23 protein-coding genes are annotated in these 20,644 nt (G+C 72.4%); 6 read left to right on the top strand and 17 right to left on the bottom strand.

Annotated elements, in window-relative coordinates; genetic code table 11:
- Nucleotides 1-63 precede the first annotated feature (63 nt).
- The 3 genes from ACMGFI_RS10970 to ACMGFI_RS10980 all read right to left on the bottom strand — a co-directional run bounded on the left by ACMGFI_RS10970 (nt 64) and on the right by ACMGFI_RS10980 (nt 3,849).
- Nucleotides 64-1,239 carry a 3-dehydroquinate synthase II gene (locus tag ACMGFI_RS10970; RefSeq protein ID WP_436909631.1) on the bottom strand — a complete coding sequence of 392 codons (1,176 nt, stop codon included), beginning with the start codon at nt 1,237-1,239 and terminating at the stop codon, nt 64-66.
- Between the two features lie 289 nt (nt 1,240-1,528).
- On the bottom strand, nt 1,529-2,629 hold the full coding sequence (locus ACMGFI_RS10975) for a glycosyltransferase family protein (RefSeq protein ID WP_436909632.1): 1,101 nt from the start codon (nt 2,627-2,629) through the stop codon (nt 1,529-1,531).
- 80 nt (nt 2,630-2,709) lie between these two features.
- A complete protein-coding gene (locus tag ACMGFI_RS10980) occupies nt 2,710-3,849 on the bottom strand; it encodes an MFS transporter (RefSeq protein ID WP_436910233.1) in 1,140 nt (379 codons plus the stop codon).
- 202 nt (nt 3,850-4,051) lie between these two features.
- On the opposite strand from ACMGFI_RS10980, the gene ACMGFI_RS10985 reads away from it, so the two are divergent.
- Nucleotides 4,052-4,222: an HVO_0758 family zinc finger protein gene (locus tag ACMGFI_RS10985; protein ID WP_436909633.1), complete on the top strand. Its 171-nt coding sequence runs from the start codon at nt 4,052-4,054 to the stop codon at nt 4,220-4,222.
- A 72-nt stretch (nt 4,223-4,294) separates the two neighbouring features.
- On the opposite strand, the gene ACMGFI_RS10990 is transcribed toward ACMGFI_RS10985, so the two are convergent.
- From ACMGFI_RS10990 to ACMGFI_RS11000, 3 genes are all read right to left on the bottom strand, one after another.
- The gene (locus ACMGFI_RS10990; protein WP_436909635.1) at nt 4,295-5,386 is read right to left on the bottom strand and encodes an aldo/keto reductase; all 1,092 of its coding nucleotides are present in this window, start codon (nt 5,384-5,386) and stop codon (nt 4,295-4,297) included.
- Between the two features lie 90 nt (nt 5,387-5,476).
- Nucleotides 5,477-5,809, bottom strand: coding sequence for a hypothetical protein (locus ACMGFI_RS10995; protein WP_436909636.1), 333 nt, complete (start codon nt 5,807-5,809; stop codon nt 5,477-5,479).
- A gap of 33 nt (nt 5,810-5,842) precedes the next feature.
- Complete coding sequence (locus ACMGFI_RS11000; protein ID WP_436909637.1) at nt 5,843-6,124, bottom strand: PadR family transcriptional regulator; 282 nt, start codon at nt 6,122-6,124, stop codon at nt 5,843-5,845.
- A 151-nt stretch (nt 6,125-6,275) separates the two neighbouring features.
- Between ACMGFI_RS11000 and ACMGFI_RS11005 the strand changes: the two genes are divergently transcribed.
- Nucleotides 6,276-6,551, top strand: a complete 276-nt coding sequence (locus ACMGFI_RS11005) for a DUF7111 family protein (protein ID WP_436909638.1) — start codon at nt 6,276-6,278, stop codon at nt 6,549-6,551.
- Nucleotides 6,552-6,622: 71 nt separating this feature from the next.
- Here the strand turns inward: ACMGFI_RS11005 and ACMGFI_RS11010 are convergent, their stop codons facing one another.
- Nucleotides 6,623-7,396, bottom strand: a complete 774-nt coding sequence (locus tag ACMGFI_RS11010) for a methionyl-tRNA formyltransferase (protein ID WP_436909639.1) — start codon at nt 7,394-7,396, stop codon at nt 6,623-6,625.
- A gap of 74 nt (nt 7,397-7,470) precedes the next feature.
- On the opposite strand from ACMGFI_RS11010, the gene ACMGFI_RS11015 reads away from it, so the two are divergent.
- The 3 genes from ACMGFI_RS11015 (at nt 7,471) to ACMGFI_RS11025 (ending at nt 9,826) form a co-directional block, all read left to right on the top strand.
- Nucleotides 7,471-8,082 carry a hypothetical protein gene (locus ACMGFI_RS11015; RefSeq protein WP_436909640.1) on the top strand — a complete coding sequence of 204 codons (612 nt, stop codon included), beginning with the start codon at nt 7,471-7,473 and terminating at the stop codon, nt 8,080-8,082.
- 135 nt (nt 8,083-8,217) lie between these two features.
- A complete protein-coding gene (locus ACMGFI_RS11020; RefSeq protein WP_436909642.1) occupies nt 8,218-9,384 on the top strand; it encodes a thiolase domain-containing protein in 1,167 nt (388 codons plus the stop codon).
- Between the two features lie 55 nt (nt 9,385-9,439).
- A complete protein-coding gene (locus tag ACMGFI_RS11025) occupies nt 9,440-9,826 on the top strand; it encodes a Zn-ribbon domain-containing OB-fold protein (RefSeq protein WP_436909643.1) in 387 nt (128 codons plus the stop codon).
- Nucleotides 9,827-9,859: 33 nt separating this feature from the next.
- Here the strand turns inward: ACMGFI_RS11025 and ACMGFI_RS11030 are convergent, their stop codons facing one another.
- From ACMGFI_RS11030 to ACMGFI_RS11045, 4 genes are all read right to left on the bottom strand, one after another.
- Entirely contained in the window at nt 9,860-10,075 is a 216-nt protein-coding gene (locus ACMGFI_RS11030) for a hypothetical protein (protein WP_436909645.1), read from the bottom strand.
- Between the two features lie 157 nt (nt 10,076-10,232).
- On the bottom strand, nt 10,233-11,168 hold the full coding sequence (locus ACMGFI_RS11035) for an alpha/beta fold hydrolase (RefSeq protein WP_436909646.1): 936 nt from the start codon (nt 11,166-11,168) through the stop codon (nt 10,233-10,235).
- Nucleotides 11,169-11,280: 112 nt separating this feature from the next.
- Nucleotides 11,281-12,363 (bottom strand): methylmalonyl Co-A mutase-associated GTPase MeaB, encoded by a 1,083-nt coding sequence (gene meaB, locus ACMGFI_RS11040; protein ID WP_436910234.1) that lies wholly within the window; start codon nt 12,361-12,363, stop codon nt 11,281-11,283.
- 62 nt (nt 12,364-12,425) lie between these two features.
- A complete protein-coding gene (locus tag ACMGFI_RS11045) occupies nt 12,426-12,845 on the bottom strand; it encodes a cobalamin B12-binding domain-containing protein (protein WP_436909647.1) in 420 nt (139 codons plus the stop codon).
- Between the two features lie 138 nt (nt 12,846-12,983).
- Between ACMGFI_RS11045 and ACMGFI_RS11050 the strand changes: the two genes are divergently transcribed.
- Nucleotides 12,984-13,652 carry a DUF420 domain-containing protein gene (locus ACMGFI_RS11050; RefSeq protein WP_436909648.1) on the top strand — a complete coding sequence of 223 codons (669 nt, stop codon included), beginning with the start codon at nt 12,984-12,986 and terminating at the stop codon, nt 13,650-13,652.
- A 15-nt stretch (nt 13,653-13,667) separates the two neighbouring features.
- Here ACMGFI_RS11050 and ACMGFI_RS11055 read toward each other — a convergent pair whose 3' ends face one another.
- From ACMGFI_RS11055 to ACMGFI_RS11080, 6 genes are all read right to left on the bottom strand, one after another.
- Nucleotides 13,668-15,671: a sensor histidine kinase gene (locus ACMGFI_RS11055; protein WP_436909650.1), complete on the bottom strand. Its 2,004-nt coding sequence runs from the start codon at nt 15,669-15,671 to the stop codon at nt 13,668-13,670.
- Between the two features lie 143 nt (nt 15,672-15,814).
- Complete coding sequence (locus ACMGFI_RS11060; protein WP_436909651.1) at nt 15,815-17,485, bottom strand: helix-turn-helix domain-containing protein; 1,671 nt, start codon at nt 17,483-17,485, stop codon at nt 15,815-15,817.
- A 201-nt stretch (nt 17,486-17,686) separates the two neighbouring features.
- On the bottom strand, nt 17,687-17,836 hold the full coding sequence (locus ACMGFI_RS11065) for a hypothetical protein (protein WP_436909652.1): 150 nt from the start codon (nt 17,834-17,836) through the stop codon (nt 17,687-17,689).
- A gap of 35 nt (nt 17,837-17,871) precedes the next feature.
- Nucleotides 17,872-18,261 (bottom strand): hypothetical protein, encoded by a 390-nt coding sequence (locus ACMGFI_RS11070; RefSeq protein ID WP_436909654.1) that lies wholly within the window; start codon nt 18,259-18,261, stop codon nt 17,872-17,874.
- Nucleotides 18,248-19,564 carry a signal peptidase I gene (locus ACMGFI_RS11075; protein WP_436909655.1) on the bottom strand — a complete coding sequence of 439 codons (1,317 nt, stop codon included), beginning with the start codon at nt 19,562-19,564 and terminating at the stop codon, nt 18,248-18,250. Before ACMGFI_RS11075 ends, ACMGFI_RS11070 begins: the two co-directional genes overlap by 14 nt.
- On the bottom strand, nt 19,557-20,510 hold the full coding sequence (locus ACMGFI_RS11080) for a hypothetical protein (RefSeq protein WP_436909656.1): 954 nt from the start codon (nt 20,508-20,510) through the stop codon (nt 19,557-19,559). The genes ACMGFI_RS11075 and ACMGFI_RS11080 overlap by 8 nt, the downstream gene beginning before the upstream one ends.
- Between the last annotated feature and the right edge of the window lie 134 nt (nt 20,511-20,644).

The raw sequence follows: 20,644 nt of genomic DNA on the forward strand, positions 1-20,644 counted from the left end.
GACGTGGGTCTTTGGGGCGCGAGAACGGGAGGAGATCGGCGCGGAGAAGGCGGTCGGCCGTTACTACTGCTCGATGATGCTCTCCTCGATGGCCTCGCCGAAGTGACGGGCCTCGTCGCCGTAGAAGACGCGCACCTCGTCGCCCTCTTCCAGATCGGTGACCGCCTTGCGGCCGTCGGCGGTGGCGACCTTGATCGTCTCGGCGTTCTGCAGCAGCGTCTCGATGCGGTCGACGCCGTCGTCGGTCTCGACCTCGGCGCCGACCCGGAACATCGGCCGCTTCTCGATCTTGACGCGGCCGACGATGGCCTCGCGGGTGTGGCCCTCGGTGTCGACGACCTGGACCTCGTCGCCGCTCCGGAGTTCGGAGAGGTACTTCGTGCCGCCGTCGGGGGTGCGGACGTAGGCGTGGACCGCGCCGGCGTTGACGCGGAAGGGTCGCGAGGCGACGTACGGCGACTCGGCGGTCTCGGCGTGGACGAAAAAGAGGCCCCGGCTCATCGACCCGACGAGCATCCCCTCGTCGTGGTCCATGAGGTTGCCCGTGTCGATGCAGACCCGATCGGCGGAGCCGGTCCGCTCGATCTCGGTGACCGTCGCCGTCGTGAGCTCCAGCTGCTCGCGGCGCATCTCGTCGCGGACCTCGACGGTCTCGCGGATCTCGTCGGGGTCGTCCGTGTCGAGCAGGACCGAGTCGGCGCCGATCTCCAGGGTCTCGTAGGCGGTGCGGGCCTCCTCGGCCGTGGTGACGCCCGCGACGAGGTTGGTCTCGTCGCCGATGCGCGCGATGAGATTTTCGAGGGGGATGATCTGCCAGTCCTCGCCGACGACGATTGTGTAGTCGGCGGCCGTCGCCACTTCCTCGGCGAACTCCTCGTAGCGCTCGTCGAAGATGCGGACGTAGCCCGCCGTCGCTTTCCCGTCCTGGCGCAGCACCGACAAATCCGCCGAGCCCGAGAGGTCGCCGGGGATCTCCATCGAGCCGTCGCCCTCGCCGTCCTTGCCGACGACGGCGGCGTCCGGTTCGTCCGCCTCGTCGGCCTCGGCGTCCATGACGTGGACGTCACCGTTGGTGAACGCCGCGACGTTGACGGCGCCGAGGTCGCGGACCCGCGCCACGTCGGACTCGTCGACGAGGACCCAGTCGACCCCCGCCTCCAGCCCCGCCGTGATCCGGCGCTTGCGCGCCTCCCAGTCGCCGACCTCGTCGTCGGCCTTCAGCCACACTTGCCGTGTCATGTATCCACGCTCGCCCCCGTCCGATTTGAACGTGGCGGAAGCGGCGCTATCGGGGACCCGCCGTCCGAACCGCGACGGGAGCGGCCCCGCCGCCACTACCGGCCGACGGCAGCCGTCGCTGACCGGGTGGGCTTCCGGTGGACAGAACGCGCGAGTACCCCTACCCGCTGTCCACCGACGTACACCCGAGTCGGCGGAGGGTCGGAATATGTCTTGTGGTCGCTGGCGGATGCCGCCGGGGTTTCCGTCCCGCCGCTGTCCCTCGGTTCGAGCGACCGCGTGCGGGCGCTCAGCGCCCGGTCGCGTCGGCAAGCGCGTCGCGGGAGGCTCGGCGGACGGCGTCGGGGTCGAGGTCGGTCTCGGCCCAGGCGGGGAGGCGGTCGGCGGCCTCGGGCGCGCGGACCGACTCGGCGTAGGCGTCGACCTGCCGGCGCTCGTCGGCGGGGTCGTAGTCTAGCCCGTTGAACGCGGCGTCGGCGGCGTACTGGTCGACCAGCCGGCGGGCGGCCGTCCGGTAGCGCTCGCGCAGGTCGCCGTAGTCGACGGCGACGCCGCCCTCCTCGAGCGCGGCAAAGAGGGCGGCGGCGACCTCGTCGGCCATGTCCGAGAGGCCGCCGCGGCCGCTGACGGCGCGGTGGTCGTGCTCGTGGATCCCCAGGTCGACCTGCGCGGTGCCCTCGAAGCCGGCCGTCCGGAAGGCGTCGCCGAGCGTGGCGACCTCCAGCCCCCACCCGCGGGGCGGGCGGAGTTGCCGGACGAGGTCGCTCGTGGCGGCGAACTCGCCGGCCAGCGCGTAACGGAAGGCGCCCAGGTAGTCGACCAGCGGGTCGTCCGTCGCCTCGTCGAGAGCGGCGACGACTGGCTCGTAGAACAGGCGACAGAGCCGCCCGTAGAGGCGGCCGTTCTCGACGCGGGCGTAGTAGCCCTTGACGAACTCGTAGTCGCGGGCGAGCGGGAAGAGCAGTCGGGGAACGTGCTCGGGGCCGTAGGTGGTCGCGTCGGCGTCGTGGACCGCCACGAGGTCGCTCCGGGCGGCGGCGACGCCGAGCGCGAGCCACACGTCACGTCCCTTGCCCGCCTCGCCGTTGAGCCCGTGTTCGCCGAGGAGTTCGCGGACGGCGGGCGCGTTGCACCACAGAATGTCGGCGTCGACGCCGAGGGAGTCGACCCACTCGCGGACCGCCTCTACCTTCCCCTCGTCGGCGCGCAGCGCGACGACGACGGACTCGGGGTCGACCGCCCCGAGCGTCGAGAGGACGCGCTCGGCGGCGAGGCTGGCGTGGTCGCGGTCGGTCAGCGGCACCACGACCGTCGCGCGGTCGACCGGCGCCTCGGGGGCCGCGCCGCCGAAGTCGTGCAGCGTCGCCACCCGCTCCTGGACGTACTCCATCGACGCCGGCTAGCGACTCGACTCCCATATAGTCCGCTGTTCCGGCGAGTCCGGGGCGGTCGCCGCGCGGTCGCGGCCCGTCACGAGCGCGCGCTCCGGGGGAGCCGTCCCATCCCGTGAGCGACGATGAGCCCGGCGAGCACGACGACGAGGCCGCCAGCGAACGAGCGGAATATCAGGTCGAACGGCACTTGCGCGTCCCGGAGGAAGCCGACGGCGTAGGAGCCGCCGGCCTGGACGAACATCATCGTCCCCGAGTAGGCAGCGTAGGCGCTCGCGCGGTGGCGGTCCGGCAGCGAGCCCAGCAGGTAGGTGTCCATCGCCGGGAACAGGCTGTGGGTGACGTACCCGAGGACGAGACTGACCGCGACCACGGCAACGAGCCCGGAGACGGTCGTCAGCGCGAGGACTGTGACGACGAACCCGAAGAGTAGCGCGAGGATGTACCGGACGATGTCGAGGCGGTCGGCCAGCCGGCCCGACAGCGCCATCGCCGGGACGCCGGCGCCGAAGACCACCGAGAGGACCGTCCGCGCGGTCGACTCGGAGAGGGACTTCGTCTCGGCGAGGTAGGTGGGGTAGAAGTTGAACACGCCCTGCCAGACGAAGCCGGTCGCGCCGAGCATGACGACGCCGGCGAGGACCAGCCGCCACTGCTCGCGGACCGCCCGGAGGAGGTTCCGGTCCTCGGTACCGGCCGCGGGCAGGTCCGTCCGCCAGGCCGCGACGGTGAACAGGACGGTGGCGACGGCGGTGATCCCGGCCATGATCCGGAAGGTCAGCGGCCACTCGCCCCGGGCGAGGACGGCGGTGACGAACAGCGGCGCGCCGACGGCGGCCAGTTGCGCCGCCGTCCCGTGGACCCCCAGCGCCGAGCCGACCCGCGAGGGGAACAGCTCGCTGACCAGCGGGTTCGCGGCGATGAGGTAGGCCCCGCCGGCCGCCCCTATCAGGACGGCGGCGGCCTGGAGCGCGCGGATGCCCGGCGCGACCGACGCCAGCGCGGTCGCGGCGGTGAGGGTCGTCCCCGTCGCGAAGACGACGTAGTGGCGCGGGACCCGCGTGAGCAGGTAGCCCGTCGGGATCCGCGGGACGGCGCTGCCGACCCAGACGAGCGACGCGAGCAGGCCGACGGCCGCGGCGTCGACGGTCAGCGCCGCTCGCAGCGGGTCCAGCAGCGGCGCGAAGACGACCCGCCCGAGGTTGACGACGAACACCATCGCACAGAGCGACCCGAACAGCTGGCGGCGCGTCACACCACGGGGTTCGTCCGCTACCCTTCAAGGGTTGCGAACTCGGCGGAGCCGTCCGCTACACGGGCGGCCGGCCGCCCGCACCCGGACGGTCCGCCCGGCCGCGTCCGACCGTGGTGTGTCGGATCTATGCATGGGGTTTTTCAGAGTCGGTGTCGTACCCCCGGCCATGAAATCGGTCCGGAAGGGGTTGCGTTCGGGCGAGATCGAGAAAGACGTCTACGAGCGCCTGGCCTGCAGCGAGTGCGAGGAGGAGCTCGCGACCGAGAACGACCCCGACGAGGTCGGCACCGTCCGGGTCTGCCCGGAGTGCGACAGCAAGTGGAAACAGGTGGGGTGACCGCCCGCTCGGCTCGCGCGTCAGTCCGAGCGCCGCCGACCACCCGCCAGCCGCCCGACAACCGTCCTTTCCTCACTCGAAGACGGCGTCGAACGAATCCGCGCCGAGCGGCGGGTGGGTCCCCGCCGCGACGTTCTCCGCGACGTGCTCGGGCGAGCCCATCCCGACCAGCGAGCACGTCACGCCGGGCGCGCTCCGGGCGAAGTTGATCGCCTTCTGGGCGCTCGTCTCGCCCTCGACCCGCTCGGCCACCTCCTCGGGCAGCCCCGCGCGGGCGAGCTTCCCCTGGGCCAGCGACGCGCTCGTGAAGACGTTCAGCCCCGCGTCGTGGGCGAACCACAGCGTCGACTGGGCGCCCTCGGACCCCTCCTGGGCCTCGACGGTGAACGCGTCGGCCATCACGACGTTGAACGGTAGCTGTATCGCCCGGAAGTGCGTCGCCGCGTTGTTCGCCCGCTTGGCCGCCTCGCGGGCCCGCGAGACGACCTCCGCCAGCGAGAGGTAGCTGTCGTCCGCCGCGGGGACGCGGAAGGCCTCCCACGTCGCCACGCCGTACTGGCGGATGTCGCCCTCGGCGGCCCGCTCTTCGAGGCGGGTGAACGTGTCTTCCAGCCGGTCGTAGACCTCGTCGGCCGGGCGGTCGGCCAGCTGTGTCTCCGGATTGTGGACGTAGTACAGGTCGATCGTGTCCAGTCCGAGGTTGTCCAGCGAGCGGTCGAGCTGGTCGTCGATGTACCCGGGGGCGATGCAGTGCTGGCCGGCCACGAGGTCGTCGGCGTCGACGATGCCGGTGTCGACGTACTCTTCCTGGATCCACCGGCCGGGGTCGTCCGGTCGCTCGCCGTCGAAGGGGACGAACCCCCCCTTCGTGGCGACGAGAACGGCCTCGCGGTCCACCTCGGCGGCTTCGATGGCCTCTCCGACGACCCGTTCGCTGCGCTGGTTGCGGTAGTTGATCGCCGTGTCGACGACGTTGATCCCCGACTGGAGCGCCTCGACGCTCGCCTCGCGGTAGGCGTCGTCGACCTCGTCGGTCGGGTCTCCGAGGTAGGTGCCGACGCCGACGCTGGAGACGACGCCCTCGCCGAACCGCCGGAAGTACGTGCGGGCGAATTCGTCACCGAACTCGTCGCGGTAGGCCCACGTGGCGTCCCTGGTGACCATACCGGAACTGGGGTCGCCGCGGGTAAAAGCGTGCCATCTCAACGACGGTCGGCTCCGCGCCCGGCCCGCCGGTCGGCCCCCGGTTCTACCTTACCCCGCGACCGGCGCGGTCGGCCCGTCGTCGGTCGCACCGAGGAGGGCGGCGACGATCAGGAGCCCGGCCGCGGGAAAGACGAACATCCAGAGGGCCGCCTGCCAGAACCCCAGCAGGAACAGGCCGCAGGCGCCGCCGGCCGCGACGAGGGGGCGCCGGGAGACGGCGCCGGCCGCCCCAGCGACGGCCGCCCCGCCGATCGCCGCGAACAGCGCGAGCCGGGACCACGTGCCCCCGGGCTGGACCAGGTAGTAGCCCAGCACGGCGAGCAACGCGGCGGTCGCCGCGACGGTCAGACCGCGGACGAGAGGACGGATTTCGGGGACCATCTCGTCCGAACTACGCCGCGCGTCCTTAAGAATTCACTCGTCGTCGAGGTGGTCGGCCATCCACGCGAACTGCTCGTCGACCATCCGGCGGCCGGCGTCGGTCAGCGCGTACTCGTCGTGGATGCCGGACTCCCGGAGTTCGAGGTGGCCGTTGTCGACGAGCGTGTCCAGCGCGCCGTAGAACGACTTCGGGTCGATCCGCTCGTCGTAGTGCGATTCGAGCCGCGATTTGAGCGCCTGGCCGTTGAGCGGTCCCTCCCCGGCGAGGATCACGCAGATGTCCCGGCGGCGCCCGCTCCCGAGCCACTTGGTCATGGAACGAGTGTCGCACCGGGGCCGTTCGACTCTTGTGGTTCCCGGTGGTGCGGGTGCACGACGGCGGACGGGCGCGTCGCCGAGCCACGACGCGGCGACGAGTCGACCGGGGATCGAAGCCTACGACTATCACCGGTCCACAGATCCGCCAATGACCGACGCGACCGCGACGAGCGAGGGGATCACGGCCCGCTACGAGGAGACCGAGACCGAGCGCCTGCTGACCTTCGAGCGCGACGGGGCGACCGCCGCCGTCGCCCAGAACACCGAGGGCTACGCGATGCTGAAGGTCCGGCCGACCGCCGACGGCGACGAACTGGAGCGGTACTACGGGTTCGACATGGCGCTGGACCACGCCGCCGAACTGCTCGGCGTCGCCCCGCGTGACCTGCCGGTGCCCGAGGCCGCCGAGGACATGGGGATGTAGGGCGGACGGCGACACGGGGTGTAGGTCGGTCGGACGGCGACACGGGGTGTAGGTCGGTCGGGCGGCGACGCTCACAGGAAAGCGTTGCCCCGCCGGCGGAACTCGCGGCGTTCGGCGGGCGTCGGGAGGGTGTGGTAGTCCTCGGGGCCGGTGGGGTTCGGGCGCGTCTCGAACGCGGGGTAGCGGTCGAGGAGGTCGACCGCCAGCGGGCCGCCGGTCTCCGCGATCTTCAGCGACAGGTCGTGCATCGAGTCGTCGGGGTCGATCGGGAACGAGCGCTGTTCGATTATGGGGCCGGCGTCGAACTCCTCGGTCATCAGGTGGGCGGTGACGCCGGACTCGTCGTCGCCGTAGTACAGCGGCCAGAACGCCGTGGCGCGTCCGCGGTACTTCGGGAGCAGCGATCCGTGGACGTTGACGGCGTAGTCGGGCACGTCGAGGACCGCCGGGGGCAACCGCTGTCCGCAGATGATCGAGAGCGCCACGTCCGGGTCGACCCGGCGGTACCAGTCGAGAAACTCCCCGTCGGCGGTGTCGGGGACGCGCCGGACCGGGACGCCGTGGTCGCGGGCGAGCGAGGCGACGCCGTGGTAGCGGCCGGTCGCGACCCGCTGGAGCCCCGGCGGGAGCGCGTCGAGGGCCGCCCCGCGGGCGAAGCGCAGGCCCATCCGCGGGAACGCGCCCGGGCCGAGGGCTCGCAGGTAGTCCCGCACCTGCTCGCGTCGCGGCTTCCGGGGCGGGGCGACGACGACCGCGGCGATCGAGTCGGCGTGGGAGCGGACCACCGGCCGGAGGTACCGCGGGAGGTACAGCGGTTCCGCCGAAGTGAACAGGACGACGCGCACGGCGGTACGAGGGCGGCCGCCGACATAGCTGTCACGCCACAAGACATATGCCGGACTGCGGAGCGGTTCGGGGTATGACGCGTTCGACCGTCCGCGCCCTCCTGCTGACGGCGGTCGGCCTGCTCGCGGTCCCGGTCGTCGCCGGCTGGAACCGGCTCGTCACCGCCCGCGCGCCCGTCCCGCCCGCAGGTACGTCTCCGACCGCCGACCCGTCCGCGAGCGAACCGGCGACCGACACCTCGGCGACCGACGCTCCGGCGGTGACCGAACACGAGCGCGCCTGGCCCGACTACCTCCGCGGGTTCGACGCCCACCACGGGCCGGCGGGGTCGGCCGACGCCGGTCCCGGCGAGGGGTCGCTGCTCCGCGGCGTCCGGCTGTGGGTCGAGTCGGACTTCCTGCGCGGGTACACCCTCGGAGACGACGTGTACGTCGTCGCGCGGGCGCCGACCGTCGTCCGGGTCCACCAGGCGGGCCACACCCCGGAGTTCGGTGCCGCCTTCGACCCGCTGGCGGCCGACTATCGCGAGGACGGCGGGCTCCCCGATGAACCGCTACGCACCGCCGACGTAATGCTCCCCGGGACGTTCCCCCACACGCTCCTCCGTCTGCGCGACCCGCGCGGGCTCCGGGGAGCGTATCGAGCCTGGCTCCACGACGGACACCTCGAACGGGTCGCCGAGTGACGGCGCGACTGTGGTTCGCCCGCGCCGGTCGCGCCGTCACGCGGTCGACCGGACCGCCGGACTACGACATGATCGTGCGTCCGGTTTACACGTGAACGCGCGTCTTTTACCGCCTGGAGTCCGTACGGGTAGTCGATGAGCCACCCACGCGTCACCGGCGTCGGGTTGACCGACTTCGGGGAGCACTCCGAGCGGACGGGCCGGGACCTGTTCGCGGAGGCCGGACTGGCGGCGCTCGACGACTCGGGGGTCGACCCCGGCGACGTCGAGGCGCTGTTCTACGGCAACTTCATGGGCGAACTCGCCGAACACCAGGGCCACCAGGCCCCGCTGATGGCCGAGGCAGTCGGCCTCGACGTGCCGGCGACACGCTACGAGGCCGCTTGCGCCTCCAGCGGCGCGGCGGTCCGCGAGGCGGTCAGACACCTCCGCAGCGGCGAGGCGGACGTGATCCTCGTCGGCGGCGCCGAGCGCATGACGAACATCGGTACCGCGGGCGCGACGGACGCCCTCTCGATCGCCGCCGACGACCTCTACGAGATCCGCGCCGGGATGACCTTCCCCGGCGCCTACGCGCTGATGGCCCGGGCGTACTTCCGGGAGTTCGGCGGCGCCCGCGAGGACCTCGCCCACGTCGCCGTGAAGAACCACGACCACGCCCTCCCGAACGAACACGCCCAGCTCCGCAAGGAGATCACCGTCGAGGACGCCCTGGAGGCGCCGATGGTCGCCGACCCGCTGGGGCTGTACGACGCCTGCCCGATCACCGACGGCGCCAGCGCCGCCGTCCTGACCAGCGCCGAGTACGCCGCGGAGCACGGGCTGGACGCCTCCGTCGCGATAACGGGGACCGGCCAGGGCGGCGACAACCTCGCGCTCCACGACCGCGAGAACCTCGCGCGCTCGCCGGCCGCCAACAAGGCCGCCGACGAGGCCTACGACGACGCCGGCGTCGGCCCCGAGGACGTGGACATCGCCGAGGTCCACGACTGTTTCACAATCGCCGAGGTGCTCGCCGTCGAGTCGCTCGGCCTCTACGAACCCGGCGAGGGGATCGCCGCCGCCCGCGATGGCGAGACCCACGCGACCGGGGAGACGCCTGTGAACCTCTCGGGCGGGCTGAAGGCCAAGGGCCACCCCGTCGGCGCGACCGGCGTCGCGCAGGTCGTCTCGCTGGCGAGGGTGCTGGAGGGCGAGTCCGCGTGGTCCGACGACGTGGGCGACGCTCAGGTCGGCGTCGCGCACAACGCGGGCGGCACGGTCGCGAGCGCGACCGTCCACGTGCTGGAGGTGGTCGCATGAACTCGCGGTTTGAGTTCCTGCGATTACGCCAGAGCTTCGCTCTGGAGGTGGTAGAATGAGCGACAAAGCCAGGGACGGCGCGTTCGACGACTGGCTCGACGCGGTCGCGGACGGCGAGGGGTACTACGTCGAGTGCGAGAACGGCCACGGCTGGCTCCCGCCGCGGCGGGTCTGTCCCGACTGCGGGAGCCGCGAGCTCTCGGAGACACAGCTACCCGATTCCGGCGAGGTGGCGACGTTCACCGAGGTCTCGGTGGCGACGCCGCAGTTCAGCGCCGACACCCCCTACGTCACCGCCATCGTCGACTACGGCCCCGTCCGCGTGACCGGCCTGCTCCGGGGCGTCGACCCCGACGAGGTCGACGTGGGGATGCCCGTCGGGATCGGCGTGGGGGAACGGGAGACCACCGGCGACCGCGCGGTCGTCTTCCGGCCGCGGTAAGGACGGGTGGCGCGGCCGCTCCGCGTCGCGTCGTCAGGCGATCAGTCCCCAGACGATGCCGAACACGCCAAGGGCGATGATCGCCAGTCCGAGCAAGAACCCCCAGATGCGCTGCTTTCGCGCCGCCTTGTCCGGGTTCTGTTGCCACTCCCGGCCGGACGGGTGACTCCGGATCCGCATCGGGAACTTGACCGCGAACGCACCCATCCCGACCATCAACAGTCCGAACAAGATGGCTGCGCCGTTCATACTCGAAGGTGTCACTGGAGCGTAAATAGGCTTTCGAGGAAATCACTCGCACCGGTCGCGGGCCATCGGTTTCGACGGTCCTTGGAGTCGACGTGCCGTGCCCGACGACGGCGGTATCGACACCGGAGTGCGGCGACCGAGCGGGGCACGAACCGCGTCAGGCGTCGGTTCGCTGGCGCTCGCCGCGGACCACGTCGAGGAACTCGGCGGGGTGTTCGACGTGGGGGAGCAGCGCTGAGTCGCCGATCGAGACCAGTTCCACGTCGGCGGCCTCCGCGAGTTCGCGGCCGGCCGACAGCGGCGGCATGTCCGTCTCGGTGCCCCAGACGAGCGTGACCGGGACGCCCAGGTCGCCCAGCACCGCGGCCAGGTCGACGTCGGGGTCGAGGTGGCCGCTGACGAAGGAGGCCGGCGCGAACCGCGCGCCCGGCTGGTGGGCGCTCTCCCACTCGTAGCGGACGGTCTCGTCGTTGAGGTTCGAGCGGTCGTGGTAGCCGTGGTCGTCGTGGAAGTGGCGGATCGAGCGCTCGCTCACGATCCCGTTGTAGATCGCCTGTCCGACGACGGGCGCGCGGATCAGCGACCGGAGCCAGACGCGCCGGCCCGGGACCGTGTCGGCGGTCGGGCAGACCAGCACGAGCCGCGACACGTCCGCGTCGCGGGCGGCGTCGGCGGCGTAGGCGCCGGTCAGCGACGACGCGACGACGACGGCGTCGTCGCTCGTGTCGGTCAGGAAGTCGCGGACGAACGTGGTGTACAGCGACGCCGAGTAGGTCAGCGGCGGGCGGTCCGACCGGCCGAACCCCGGCAGGTCGGGCGCGACGACGTGGTAGTCCTCGGCGAGCCCCTCGAAGACGGCGCGCCACTCGTTGCTGGTCGCCGCGGCGTTGATCCCGTGGAGGAGGACCAGGTCCCGGTCGTCGGGGTCGCCGGCCTCGGTGTAGGCCACGTCGAACCCCCGCCAGCGGTAGGTGCCGGACTCGCCCGCCAGTGGGGGACCGAGTTCGCCGGCCCGCCGGCCGAGCACCCGGTTGGTCGCGGCTGCCGCGCCGACTGCGCCGAGCGTCGCTCCGACGACTGTCCGCAGTTTCATATCGGAGCGTTGGGGCCTCGCCCGCTTATAAGTGATGCTCAGCGGACAACCCAAGGGCGACCGCCCCACCGGCGACCGCGACTCCGGCCGAACAGACTCGGTCGGCGCCCGGCTACTCCCGCCGGTCGCGCCGCTCGGCCACGCAGTCGGCGAGCGGTTCGAGGACCTCCTCGGCCACGGTGTAGGGGTCCGTCTCGCGGCGCAGGACCGCGTCGACCCGTTCGTCGAGGCCGCCGCGGGCCTCGATCTCCTCGGCGAGCAGCCCGCGGACATCCTCCCGGATCAGGGTCCGGATCTCCTCGGCGTAGCGCGTCCGTGCCTTCGATTCCAGCTGTCCCGACTCGACGAGGTGCGCCCGGTGGTCGTCCATGGCCGCCACGAGGTCGTCGATCCCCTCGCCGCGGTCGGCGACCGTCTCGACGATCGGCGGGTCCCAGGGTTCCTGTGCGGGGGCGTCGGCATCGGCGTCCTCGGACCCGGGCGATTCGGCGTCCGCGCCGTCGCTCACGTCGACGGTCGTCTCCGCGAAGCCGTGGTGGCCGCCGACCTCGACCCGGCCGTCCCGCAGCTGGAGCATCTCCCGCAGCTCCTGGACCGTGCGGTCGGCGCCCTCCAGGTCGGCCTTGTTGACGACGAACAGGTCGGCGATCTCCAGGATCCCCGCCTTGAGCATCTGCACGTCGTCGCCGCTCCCGGGCGGCACCAGCACCACGACCGTGTCGGCCGTCCGGACGATGTCGACCTCGTTCTGCCCGGCACCGACGGTCTCGATGATGACCTTGTCCTTGCCGAACGCGTCCAGGGCCTTGACGGCGTCCGTCGTCGCGGTCGAGAGCCCGCCGAGCGTCCCGCGGGCCGACATCGAGCGGAAGAACACGTCCATGTCGCCGACGTTCGAGGCCATGCGGATCCGGTCGCCCAGCACCGCACCGCCGGTAAAGGGCGAGGCCGGGTCGATGGCGATGACGCCGACGGTCAGGCCCGCCTCGCGGTACGTGGCGGCGAGCTTGTCGACCAGCGTCGACTTCCCGGCGCCGGGGCTGCCGGTGATCCCGATCACGTCGGCGTCGCCGGTGTGGGCGTGCAACTGGGAGACCAGTTCCCGGTAGCCGGGCGAGCGGTTCTCGATCCTGGTGATCGTCCGCGCCAGCGCCCGGTGTTGCCCGTCGAGCAGATCCGCGATGAGGGGGTCCAGATCCGAGTCCGAGTTCGAGTCCGGGGAGTCACCGTCCGGGGCGCCTCCCTCCTCCCTGCTCGTCATCGTCGCTCGGGTGCGGTCTCGCGAATGGAGTCGATCATCTCGTCCATCGACGCGCCGGGGCCGAAGATCTCGGCGACCCCCTCCTCGCGAAGCCGATCCTTGTCGTCGTCGGGGATGACCCCGCCGACCAGTACCAGCGTGTCCTCGGCGGCGCCGTACTCCGCCAGCCCGTCCGTGATCTTCGGGACGAGCGTGTTGTGCGCCCCCGAGCGGATGGAGATGCCGAGCACGTCCACGTCCTCCTGGACCGCCGCCTGGACGACCTCGTCGGGCGAGCGGTGGTGCCCGGAGTAGACGACCTCGAACCCCGCGTCCCGCAGCGCCCGCGCGATGACGTGCGCGCCCCGGTCGTGGCCGTCGGACCCGACCTTGGCGACGAGACAGCGGATCTGCCGTTGGCCCTGCTCTGCGCTCATACCCGCTAGTTGGGCCGATCCCCGTTTCACGCTTGCGGTGATTTTTGCGTGTGTCGCCGGCGGCGAGGTCCGAGACGGCGCGAGGCCGGTCGCCCGCGATTCCGAAGCGGGTATACCGGCGGCGTCCACAGATCCGGTATGGCAGTCGCTGACACCTTGCAATCGCGGGCGCGGGCGAACCCGCGCCGCGTGACCGCCGTCCTCTCGGCCATCGGCTACGTGCTCGTCATCGGTGCGTTCACGCCCTACGCGCCGTTCCCGCAGATTAGCGACGACCTCGTCATCCTCCTGGGCGACGCCATCGCCGTCGTCAACTCGCTGGCGCTGGTCTCGATCCTCGTCGGGGTCCGCTACATCAAGCGGGGCGAGGTCGCGAAACACCGGCGGGCGATGCTGACGGCGTTCTCGCTCATCGTGGTCTTCCTCGTGATGTACCTGCTGAAGGTCGGGGGCGGGTTCGAGAAGGCCATCCTCGCCGAGGGCGCCGTCTACTACGCCTACCTGGCGATGCTCGCGGTCCACATCGTCCTGTCGGCGGTGGCGGTGCCGGTCGTCCTCCACGCCGTCGTGCTCGGGCTGACCCACAGCCCCAGCGAACTGCGCGACACGTCCCACGCCCGCGTCGGCCGGATCGCCGTCGCCGCGTGGTCGCTCAGCCTCTTCCTCGGCATCGTCACCTACGTCATGCTCAACCACGTCTACATGTGGGAGCCGCGCGGCCACGGCGCGGCCCTGTTGCTCGCCGTCGGGCCGTCGTTGCGGCGGGTCGCCCGCCGCGCCCGGCCGGACGAGACGCGGCGCGACTGACCCGGTCGCTCTCGCTCACTCCCCGGTCCGCACCTCGAAGCGCGCGCCGCCCTCGTCGCTTTCGGTGACCGAGAGCTCCCAGCCGTGGGCCTCGACCGTCGTCCGGACGATCGCCAGCCCGTACCCTCCCTTCCCGTCGTCAGCGCCGTACGCGAGCGCGCGCTCCCGGCGCTCCGACGGGATACCCGGGCCGTCGTCCTCCACGTAGAACCCCGCGTCGTCCCCGAGAGTCCCGACGCGGACCGTCGTCGCCGACTCGTCGGCTTCCCGGTCGGTCGCCGGGTCGGTCCCGGAATCCGGGTCGCTCCCGGATTCCGGGTCGCTGTCGGGACCGGTTACCGACCCGGGATCGAGGTCGGGGTCGAAGTCGAAGTCGGGGTCGCCGGACCCGCCGCGGAGCAGCGGCTCGGACCGAGTCGGTCCGTCGGTCCTCGACCCCGGGGAGTCTCCCGCAGCGTCGGGTCCCGAGGGCCCGGCCGGATCGGAGTGGTCAGGGGGCCCGGATCGGTTCGCCGGTAGGCCCGCCGCGCCGAACGGTTCGACGGCGTGGACGACCGCGTTCTCGAAGAGGTTCTCCAGCGCCTGCTGGACGCGCGAGGGCTGGCCGCGGAGCGTCGTGGTCCCCTCGACGACGAGCGAAAGCGACCCGGTGTCGACGACAGTCCAGGCGTCCTCGGCTATCGCCTCCAGGTCGAACGGCATCTCGGTCTCGACGGCCATGCTCTCGCGGGCGAGGTCGGGTATCCGGTCGGCGAACTCGCGGAGCCGCGCGTGGACGGTCTCCAGGTCCGACAGCGACCGCCGAACCGACGGGTCGGCGTCCCCGAGGTCCGCCCGGATCAGCTCGACCAGCGACCCGGCCGTCGCGAGCGGCGTCCGGAGGTCGTGGGCGACGATGTCGGCGAGCCGTTCGAGCTGGTCGTTCTTCCGGCGGAGCTGCGCGGTCGTCCGTTCGAGCTCCCGGTTCTTCGTCGCGAGCTCGCACTCCCTGCGCCTGTGTTCGGTCACGTCGCGGGCGACGACGACCCACCCCGTCCGGGCGGGGCCCAGCGGCAGCGGGGAGACGTTCAGGCTGTAGTTGCGGGTCTCGGCGCTCTCACCCCCGCCCTCCTCGCGGGCGACGAGTTCGACGGTTCGGGCCGCGTCCGGGTCCTCGGGGAGCGCCCGCTCGACGGCCGGCCAGTACTCGGCGACGGGGTCCCCGAGGATCGGTTCGGTCCCGAGCACCGCGTCCGCCCGACTGTTGGCGTCGATGATCCGCGCCTCGTCGTCGAGGGCGACGAACGGGTCGCGCATCCGTTCGACGGCCGTCCGGCGGGCGACCGGCATCAGTTCCAGGAAGCGGTAGCGGAACAGCGCCCACGCGGCGACCAGTCCGCCGAAGACGAAGCTCAGCGGCGTCAGGTCCACACGCGGGCCGAGGACCGACAGGGTGACGTGGCCGATGTCGGCGAGCAGCGGCCCGACGCCGGCGAGCGCCATCGCGCCCGCCTGCTTCCGGAAGACCCCCCGCCGGCGTAGCGCGTGGCGGAGCAACAGCGCGGTCGCCGCGGCGACCAGCATGTAGCTGTACGCCGCGTGCGGGTAGAACAGCGGGCCGTAGACCCTGTCGAGCCCGCCGCCCGGCAGGGGCGTCGTCCCCGGCGCCCAGAACAGCTCGTGAACCGGGTTCGTCCACGCGAAAGCCTGCGTCGCGGTCGGGACCGCGAACAGAGCGACCAGCCCCCGGCGCGACGGGAACCGCTGGCTGGTGTACTCCAGCGCCATGAGGAACCAGCCGACCGTGCCCACCCCGGCCGCGAGGATGACGAAGTTGTATGCGACGACCGGCGGGACGACCGTCTCGAAGGCGAGCGCGGTCCCGTAGGCCGCGAGCCACACCGTCACCCCGCCCATCGAGAGCGCGAGCCCGCGAGCGCCGACCTCCGACCGGTGGGCCAGCGCAACCCTGGCCAGCGCCGCCGAAACGACGGCGCTCGCGACGGCTAGCCCCGCGACGGCGTCCACGAACTCGACCATCGGACTGTGTATCCTTCGGTCGCAGATAACTATAAAACTGGTTACCACTTCATCGGTCGGCGGAGCCCGGAACGGGCGGAGAGCACCAGGATACGGGCGCCGACGGAGAGTGCGGAACCGAACGGACGGCGCGGGCGGGATCGTCAGTCGGAGTCGAACAGGCGCGCGAAGACCTTCCGTTCGGCGGTCCGGAGGTGCTGGGTGAACGTGACCCGGTTGATCCCGAGCACGTCGGCGATCTCGGTCGCGTTGTGTTCGCGAGGCCGTTCGAAGTATCCCTCGTGGTACGCGATCTCGAGCGCCTGCCGCTGCTTGTCGGTGAGGTCCGCGGCGAGCCCTTCGTCGACGACGGGCTCCGCCCCGGACTCGTCGGCCCTGATGCGCCCGACGTCCACCCGGGAGAACTCGTCGCGGAGCGCCCGCGAGAGCGCCTGGATGTCCCCCTCTCTGGGGTACGACACCGAGACCGTCACCGCGTCGTTCCCGACGGCGGTCCCCGTGACCTTCGCTCCGCGGTTCGCCAGCAGGCGCTCCGGCGTCGGTCCGTCGGCGACGAGTTCGACCCGGACGGGCGTCACGTCGTCGTCGACGCGCACCGACTCGACGCCCGGTACCGACGCCGCGTCCGGGATCGCCGACCCGGGAACGCCCGACACCCGGAGGAGATACAGCAGCGATCGGTCGCTCTTGACCGCCGTCGAGGCCAGCGACACCGACGCCTCGGCGGGGAGCCGGCGGCCGAACGCGACCAGCGGCACCTCGTCGCCGGCGAACCGGAACTCGACGGACACCGGCACCGAAGACACCAGCGACCGCTTCCAGCTGGCCGTCCGAAGCGCGTAGACGATAGTCGCCGCGTAGTCCGACAGCAACCGACACTCCCGTTCGTCGAACGCTCCCGGTTCGGCTGCGAACACCGTCAGAACGCCGACGCGCCCGCCGTCCTCGCCCAGGGGGACGGCCGCGGCGCTCCGGAAACCGGCCGCCAGCGCCGCCGACCGCCAGTCGCGGTCGTCGGTCCCGCCGTCGCGGTCGCCCTCCGCCGGAACGGTCGCGTCGGAGTCGTCCGATTCGATCCGGTCGACGACGCAGGACTCGCCCCGGTTCCGCGCGATCAGAGCCGGAGTCTCCCCGTCACCGGCCCGCTGGGCGGAGCCGACGCGGTCGAGGTAGGCGCCGCAGTCGACCGCCGCCCACGGGTCGAGGCCGTCGACCCCCTCCTCGATCCCGATCCACGCGCCGGCGTAGCCGTGTTCGTCGACGAGGAGGTCGCAGAAGGCCTGGCAGAGCGTCTCTCGCGAGGCGGTCGTGGTCACGATGTCGAGCATCGCCTCCTTGCTCCGACGCTCGCGGGTCAGCGCCCGCCGGGTCCGGTAAGCCCCGATCGCGGAGGTCACTCGCTCGGCCAGCAGTCCCGGGTCGTCGCTGTGGCGGCCCTTGCGGACGTAATCCGTCGCGCCGCGCCTGATGGCCTCGCTGGCGACCCCCTCGTCCCCCTCGCCGGTCACGAGGACGAACGGCCGGTCCGAGTCGACCCGACGCACGGTCGAGAGGAGGTCGAAGCCGGTCGCGTCGTCGAGCCGGTAGTCGCAGACGACGCAGTCGGGATCGAGGCGTTCGAAGGCCGCCTCCCCCTCCGAGAGCGTCGTCGCCGTCGCGACTGAGAGCCGTTCGCGCTGGCGTTCGAGGAGTCGAGCCGCGGTCCGGCCCCACAGTTCGTCGTCGTCGACGACCAGCACCGTCGCCCGTGAGGAGAGTCCGTCGCCGGCGTCGACCCCGCCGGTATCGGTTCCGTCGGGGACCTCAGCGGTCATCGACACCTCCGCCGGTAGACGTGGTCAGTCCGCGAGGGCGACCCGCGACGAGCGGTGTCGGCCCCGTGGCCGGCCGACGGTGCCCCTCGAGGAAGCCCTCGAACCTGCCGTCTGTGGCCGGTTCCGGCGTCACGGACGCCGGTTCGCCGCCGGGTCGGTCGAACACTGGTGGAACCGTTGGCTTACGTACACGTTCCCGACTCATATTACTGTTCGCGTCGCGGCGACGGTCCCCACCAGCAGCAGATCGGCCGCGGCCGTCAACCCCGACAGCGCGATGCCCAGCAACAGCAGGTACGTCAGGAGGACGATGACGTTCCGTTTCGGCGTGTTCGTCCGGACACCCGGCAAGACCGTCGCGACCGACCGTCGAGGCCGTCGCTCCGTCACTTCGGGCCACCCCTGGCACCGCTCGGCCTGTCGCGAGCGCGACCCCGTCGTTCGACGGGGTTCGGGCGTACCACCGGTGCCTCGACCGGGGACCCGCCCGCGACGAGCGGGGGGCCCCCGCTCCCCGGAGCGTTCCCGGCACCGTCCGGTCCGCCTCCGGGGCCGCTCGGCCCGGTCTCGACGCCATCGGGGGTGTTCCCCGCTCCCAGGGGTCCGGAGACCGGGGCGTTCCCGGCGCCGGCGTTGCCGGCCAGCGTCGCGCTCACCGACTCCCGGTCGATCAGGACGCCGTGAGTGAGCCCGCCGGTCGCCGCGGCGAACAGCAGCGCCGTCGACAGCGCGAGCGCCGCGATTTTCGCCTCCGTACGGCGGTCACTCCGGCCCATCGTCGCGCTCCCGACCGTCGCGGTCCCGCGGGCCGTCGGCGGCGTCGCCGGTGCCGACCCCGCCGTCGGTCCGCCCCGTGGCGGCGTCGTCCGCGGCCGTCCCGTCCGTAGCCGCGCTGTCCGCGGTCACGTCGTCAGATCCGGCGAGCGAGTCGCCCGCTCGGGCACCCGAAGGGGAGTCGTCCCGTTCGCCCGGCTCCGCCGGGTCGGTCGCGACGAACGTCACGCCGTCTTCGAGCAGCGCGTACTCGCCGGCGGCCTCGTCGTGGACGACCCACGCGTCCGAGTCCGCCGCGAGCTCCCGGAACGCGGCGATATCGCGGACTTCGACCCGCCTGGCGCGCGAGCGGTCCGAGACGACGGTCCCGGCGACGACTCGCTCCCCGCCGTCGGGTACCGTGTCCGGGTCCGGGTCGCCACCGGGCCCGGACTCCTCGTCGGCCGCCTCCTCGGGCGTGGCACCGGCGAGAAACGCCACTAGCAGGAGCGCGCCGATGCCCGACCCGACGGCGACCACGGCCGCGACCGGGCGGCGCGCCTGGAGAGCGTAGCGCCCGGCGACGACCGCCAGCGCCGCCAGCACGACGGCGAGCAGTCCCCCGACCCGCGGCGAGAGGGTCACGACCGGGTCGGGCTCCCCACTGGCGGATCCATCCGTCGGCACGCCGGCAGCCGTCGCGTCCGTCTCGTCGTTCTCGGGGCCGTCGCTGCCGGCGTCGTCTGCGGCGTCGCGCCGGCGGACGAACGCGTTCCACGCCTCCGAGAGGACGAGCAGCGACAGCGGCGCGACCACCAGCGCGGCGAACCCGTGGGTGGTGTTGGCGAAGCGGACGACGAACCCGATGTAGGGGATCGCGAACAGCGTCGGACCGACTCCCGGCAGCGACGGCTCCATCACCCGCCCGGCGAGCTCGCCGGCCGACGCCCGCTCGGGGTCGGGCGCCTGGTTGTTGTCGCCTTTCGTCTCGAAGACGAGCTCGCCGGCCTCCCGTTCGACCCCGACCACCCTGTGGGTCGTCGGCGGCTCGGTCGGGCCGCCGCCGAAGGTGATCACGTCGCCCGTCGAGACGGCCGACGGGGACACGTCGTTGACGATCACCACGTCGCCGGGGCTGATCGCCGGCTCCATGCTCCCGCTCAGGACGACGTAGCTGGCCTCGGCGCCCACGACTTGCGGGACCGCGAAGACCACGAACGGGACGACCGCCGCGACGAGCAGCGCCACCAGCGCCGCCCTGAGGAGACTCCACCTGTCGTACGATGCGACCCGCGCTTGCACTCTGGTTCGGAAATTGTCAGTCATTGTCACACCCGTCTGATTCGAACTCGCCGCCGTCGACGTCGTATTTCAGCCCGCAGTCGCCGGGACACGGCGTCGGATTCGAGCGGCCCGACCCGGGGAAGCCGGAGCCGCGCTGGTCGTACGTCTCGCCGGTCCCCGCGACGAACCGCCCCGGCGAGGCCCGCTCGAAGACGGCCAGGTTCGTCCCGTACTTGAGCAGGACCGTCCCGAGGGCGTCCGGCGCGTCGGTCAGTTCGAGGACCGACCCGTCGACTTCGAACCGCAGGTCTGCCGGGCGGAGCCGCTCGCCCGAGGCCGCGCAGAACCCGACCCAGCTGATGTCGGCCGTCCCCGACTGGCGGTCGCCGCACCCGGCCGGGCAGGCCCATCCCGGACCGAAGGTCTCGGGGTCCGCGACGTTGCGCGTCTGGGCCGCGTAGAACTCCAGGTCGACCGAGACCGTCGCGTCGGTCGTCAGCGGCTCGCGGAGCTCCCACTCGACGGTCAGCCGCCAGTCGTCTCCCGGCGCGATCGACTCGTCGAGCCGAACGCCGTCGCCCAGGCTCGCCCGGGCGTCGCCGAGTCGCCCGCGGAACAGCCGCGTCTCGGTCCCGTCGGCGACCAGCGAGAGCGCGACCCGGAGTTTGCGCTCGATCTCGGTACACCGTCGACACCGCGTCCGGACCCAGACGTACGCCGGGTTGCTCGCGGGCGCCAGCGACAGGGCGACCGCGTCGCTCCCGCCGTCGCCGACCGCGTCGACCGCCCCGAACGAGGCGTCGACCCCGCCGCTCGTCCACGACGCGCGGAGGTCGACGACGCCGCTGTCGGCCGACCCCTCGACGCGCTCGTCGTCGCGGAACACCGCCCTCGTCCCGACGCCGGCGCCGGCCGCCGCGACCGCGCCGGCCGAGGTGAGCCCCGCGAGGACGGCCCGCCGGGACAGCGACCCGTCGTCGTCGCTCACGGTCGACCACCCCGCCGCTCGGTGCCCTCCGGTCCGCGTCGCTTGGACCGACCGGCTCCCGCGACCCCGGGGTCGGACCGGCCGGCTCCCGCGACACCGGAATCGACTGCGCGCGATTCGGGAGTCGTGGCCTG

Origin of the sequence: Halosimplex marinum (assembly GCF_051414075.1) — an archaeon.
Lineage (GTDB): Archaea > Halobacteriota > Halobacteria > Halobacteriales > Haloarculaceae > Halosimplex > Halosimplex marinum.

Coding starts and splice junctions, on each gene's coding strand:
- ACMGFI_RS11015 (WP_436909640.1), top strand. CDS start 7,471: ATGACGCGTTCGACCGTCCGCGCCCTCCTGCTGACGGCGGTCGGCCTG.
- ACMGFI_RS11070 (WP_436909654.1), bottom strand. CDS start 18,261: ATGGGCCGGAGTGACCGCCGTACGGAGGCGAAAATCGCGGCGCTCGCG.
- ACMGFI_RS11075 (WP_436909655.1), bottom strand. CDS start 19,564: ATGACTGACAATTTCCGAACCAGAGTGCAAGCGCGGGTCGCATCGTAC.
- ACMGFI_RS11050 (WP_436909648.1), top strand. CDS start 12,984: ATGGCAGTCGCTGACACCTTGCAATCGCGGGCGCGGGCGAACCCGCGC.
- ACMGFI_RS10970 (WP_436909631.1), bottom strand. CDS start 1,239: ATGACACGGCAAGTGTGGCTGAAGGCCGACGACGAGGTCGGCGACTGG.
- ACMGFI_RS11000 (WP_436909637.1), bottom strand. CDS start 6,124: ATGACCAAGTGGCTCGGGAGCGGGCGCCGCCGGGACATCTGCGTGATC.
- ACMGFI_RS10975 (WP_436909632.1), bottom strand. CDS start 2,629: ATGGAGTACGTCCAGGAGCGGGTGGCGACGCTGCACGACTTCGGCGGC.
- ACMGFI_RS11035 (WP_436909646.1), bottom strand. CDS start 11,168: ATGAAACTGCGGACAGTCGTCGGAGCGACGCTCGGCGCAGTCGGCGCG.
- ACMGFI_RS11030 (WP_436909645.1), bottom strand. CDS start 10,075: ATGAACGGCGCAGCCATCTTGTTCGGACTGTTGATGGTCGGGATGGGT.
- ACMGFI_RS11020 (WP_436909642.1), top strand. CDS start 8,218: ATGAGCCACCCACGCGTCACCGGCGTCGGGTTGACCGACTTCGGGGAG.
- ACMGFI_RS11055 (WP_436909650.1), bottom strand. CDS start 15,671: ATGGTCGAGTTCGTGGACGCCGTCGCGGGGCTAGCCGTCGCGAGCGCC.
- ACMGFI_RS10990 (WP_436909635.1), bottom strand. CDS start 5,386: ATGGTCACCAGGGACGCCACGTGGGCCTACCGCGACGAGTTCGGTGAC.
- ACMGFI_RS11045 (WP_436909647.1), bottom strand. CDS start 12,845: ATGAGCGCAGAGCAGGGCCAACGGCAGATCCGCTGTCTCGTCGCCAAG.
- ACMGFI_RS10985 (WP_436909633.1), top strand. CDS start 4,052: ATGAAATCGGTCCGGAAGGGGTTGCGTTCGGGCGAGATCGAGAAAGAC.
- ACMGFI_RS10995 (WP_436909636.1), bottom strand. CDS start 5,809: ATGGTCCCCGAAATCCGTCCTCTCGTCCGCGGTCTGACCGTCGCGGCG.
- ACMGFI_RS10980 (WP_436910233.1), bottom strand. CDS start 3,849: ATGGTGTTCGTCGTCAACCTCGGGCGGGTCGTCTTCGCGCCGCTGCTG.
- ACMGFI_RS11025 (WP_436909643.1), top strand. CDS start 9,440: ATGAGCGACAAAGCCAGGGACGGCGCGTTCGACGACTGGCTCGACGCG.
- ACMGFI_RS11005 (WP_436909638.1), top strand. CDS start 6,276: ATGACCGACGCGACCGCGACGAGCGAGGGGATCACGGCCCGCTACGAG.
- ACMGFI_RS11060 (WP_436909651.1), bottom strand. CDS start 17,485: ATGACCGCTGAGGTCCCCGACGGAACCGATACCGGCGGGGTCGACGCC.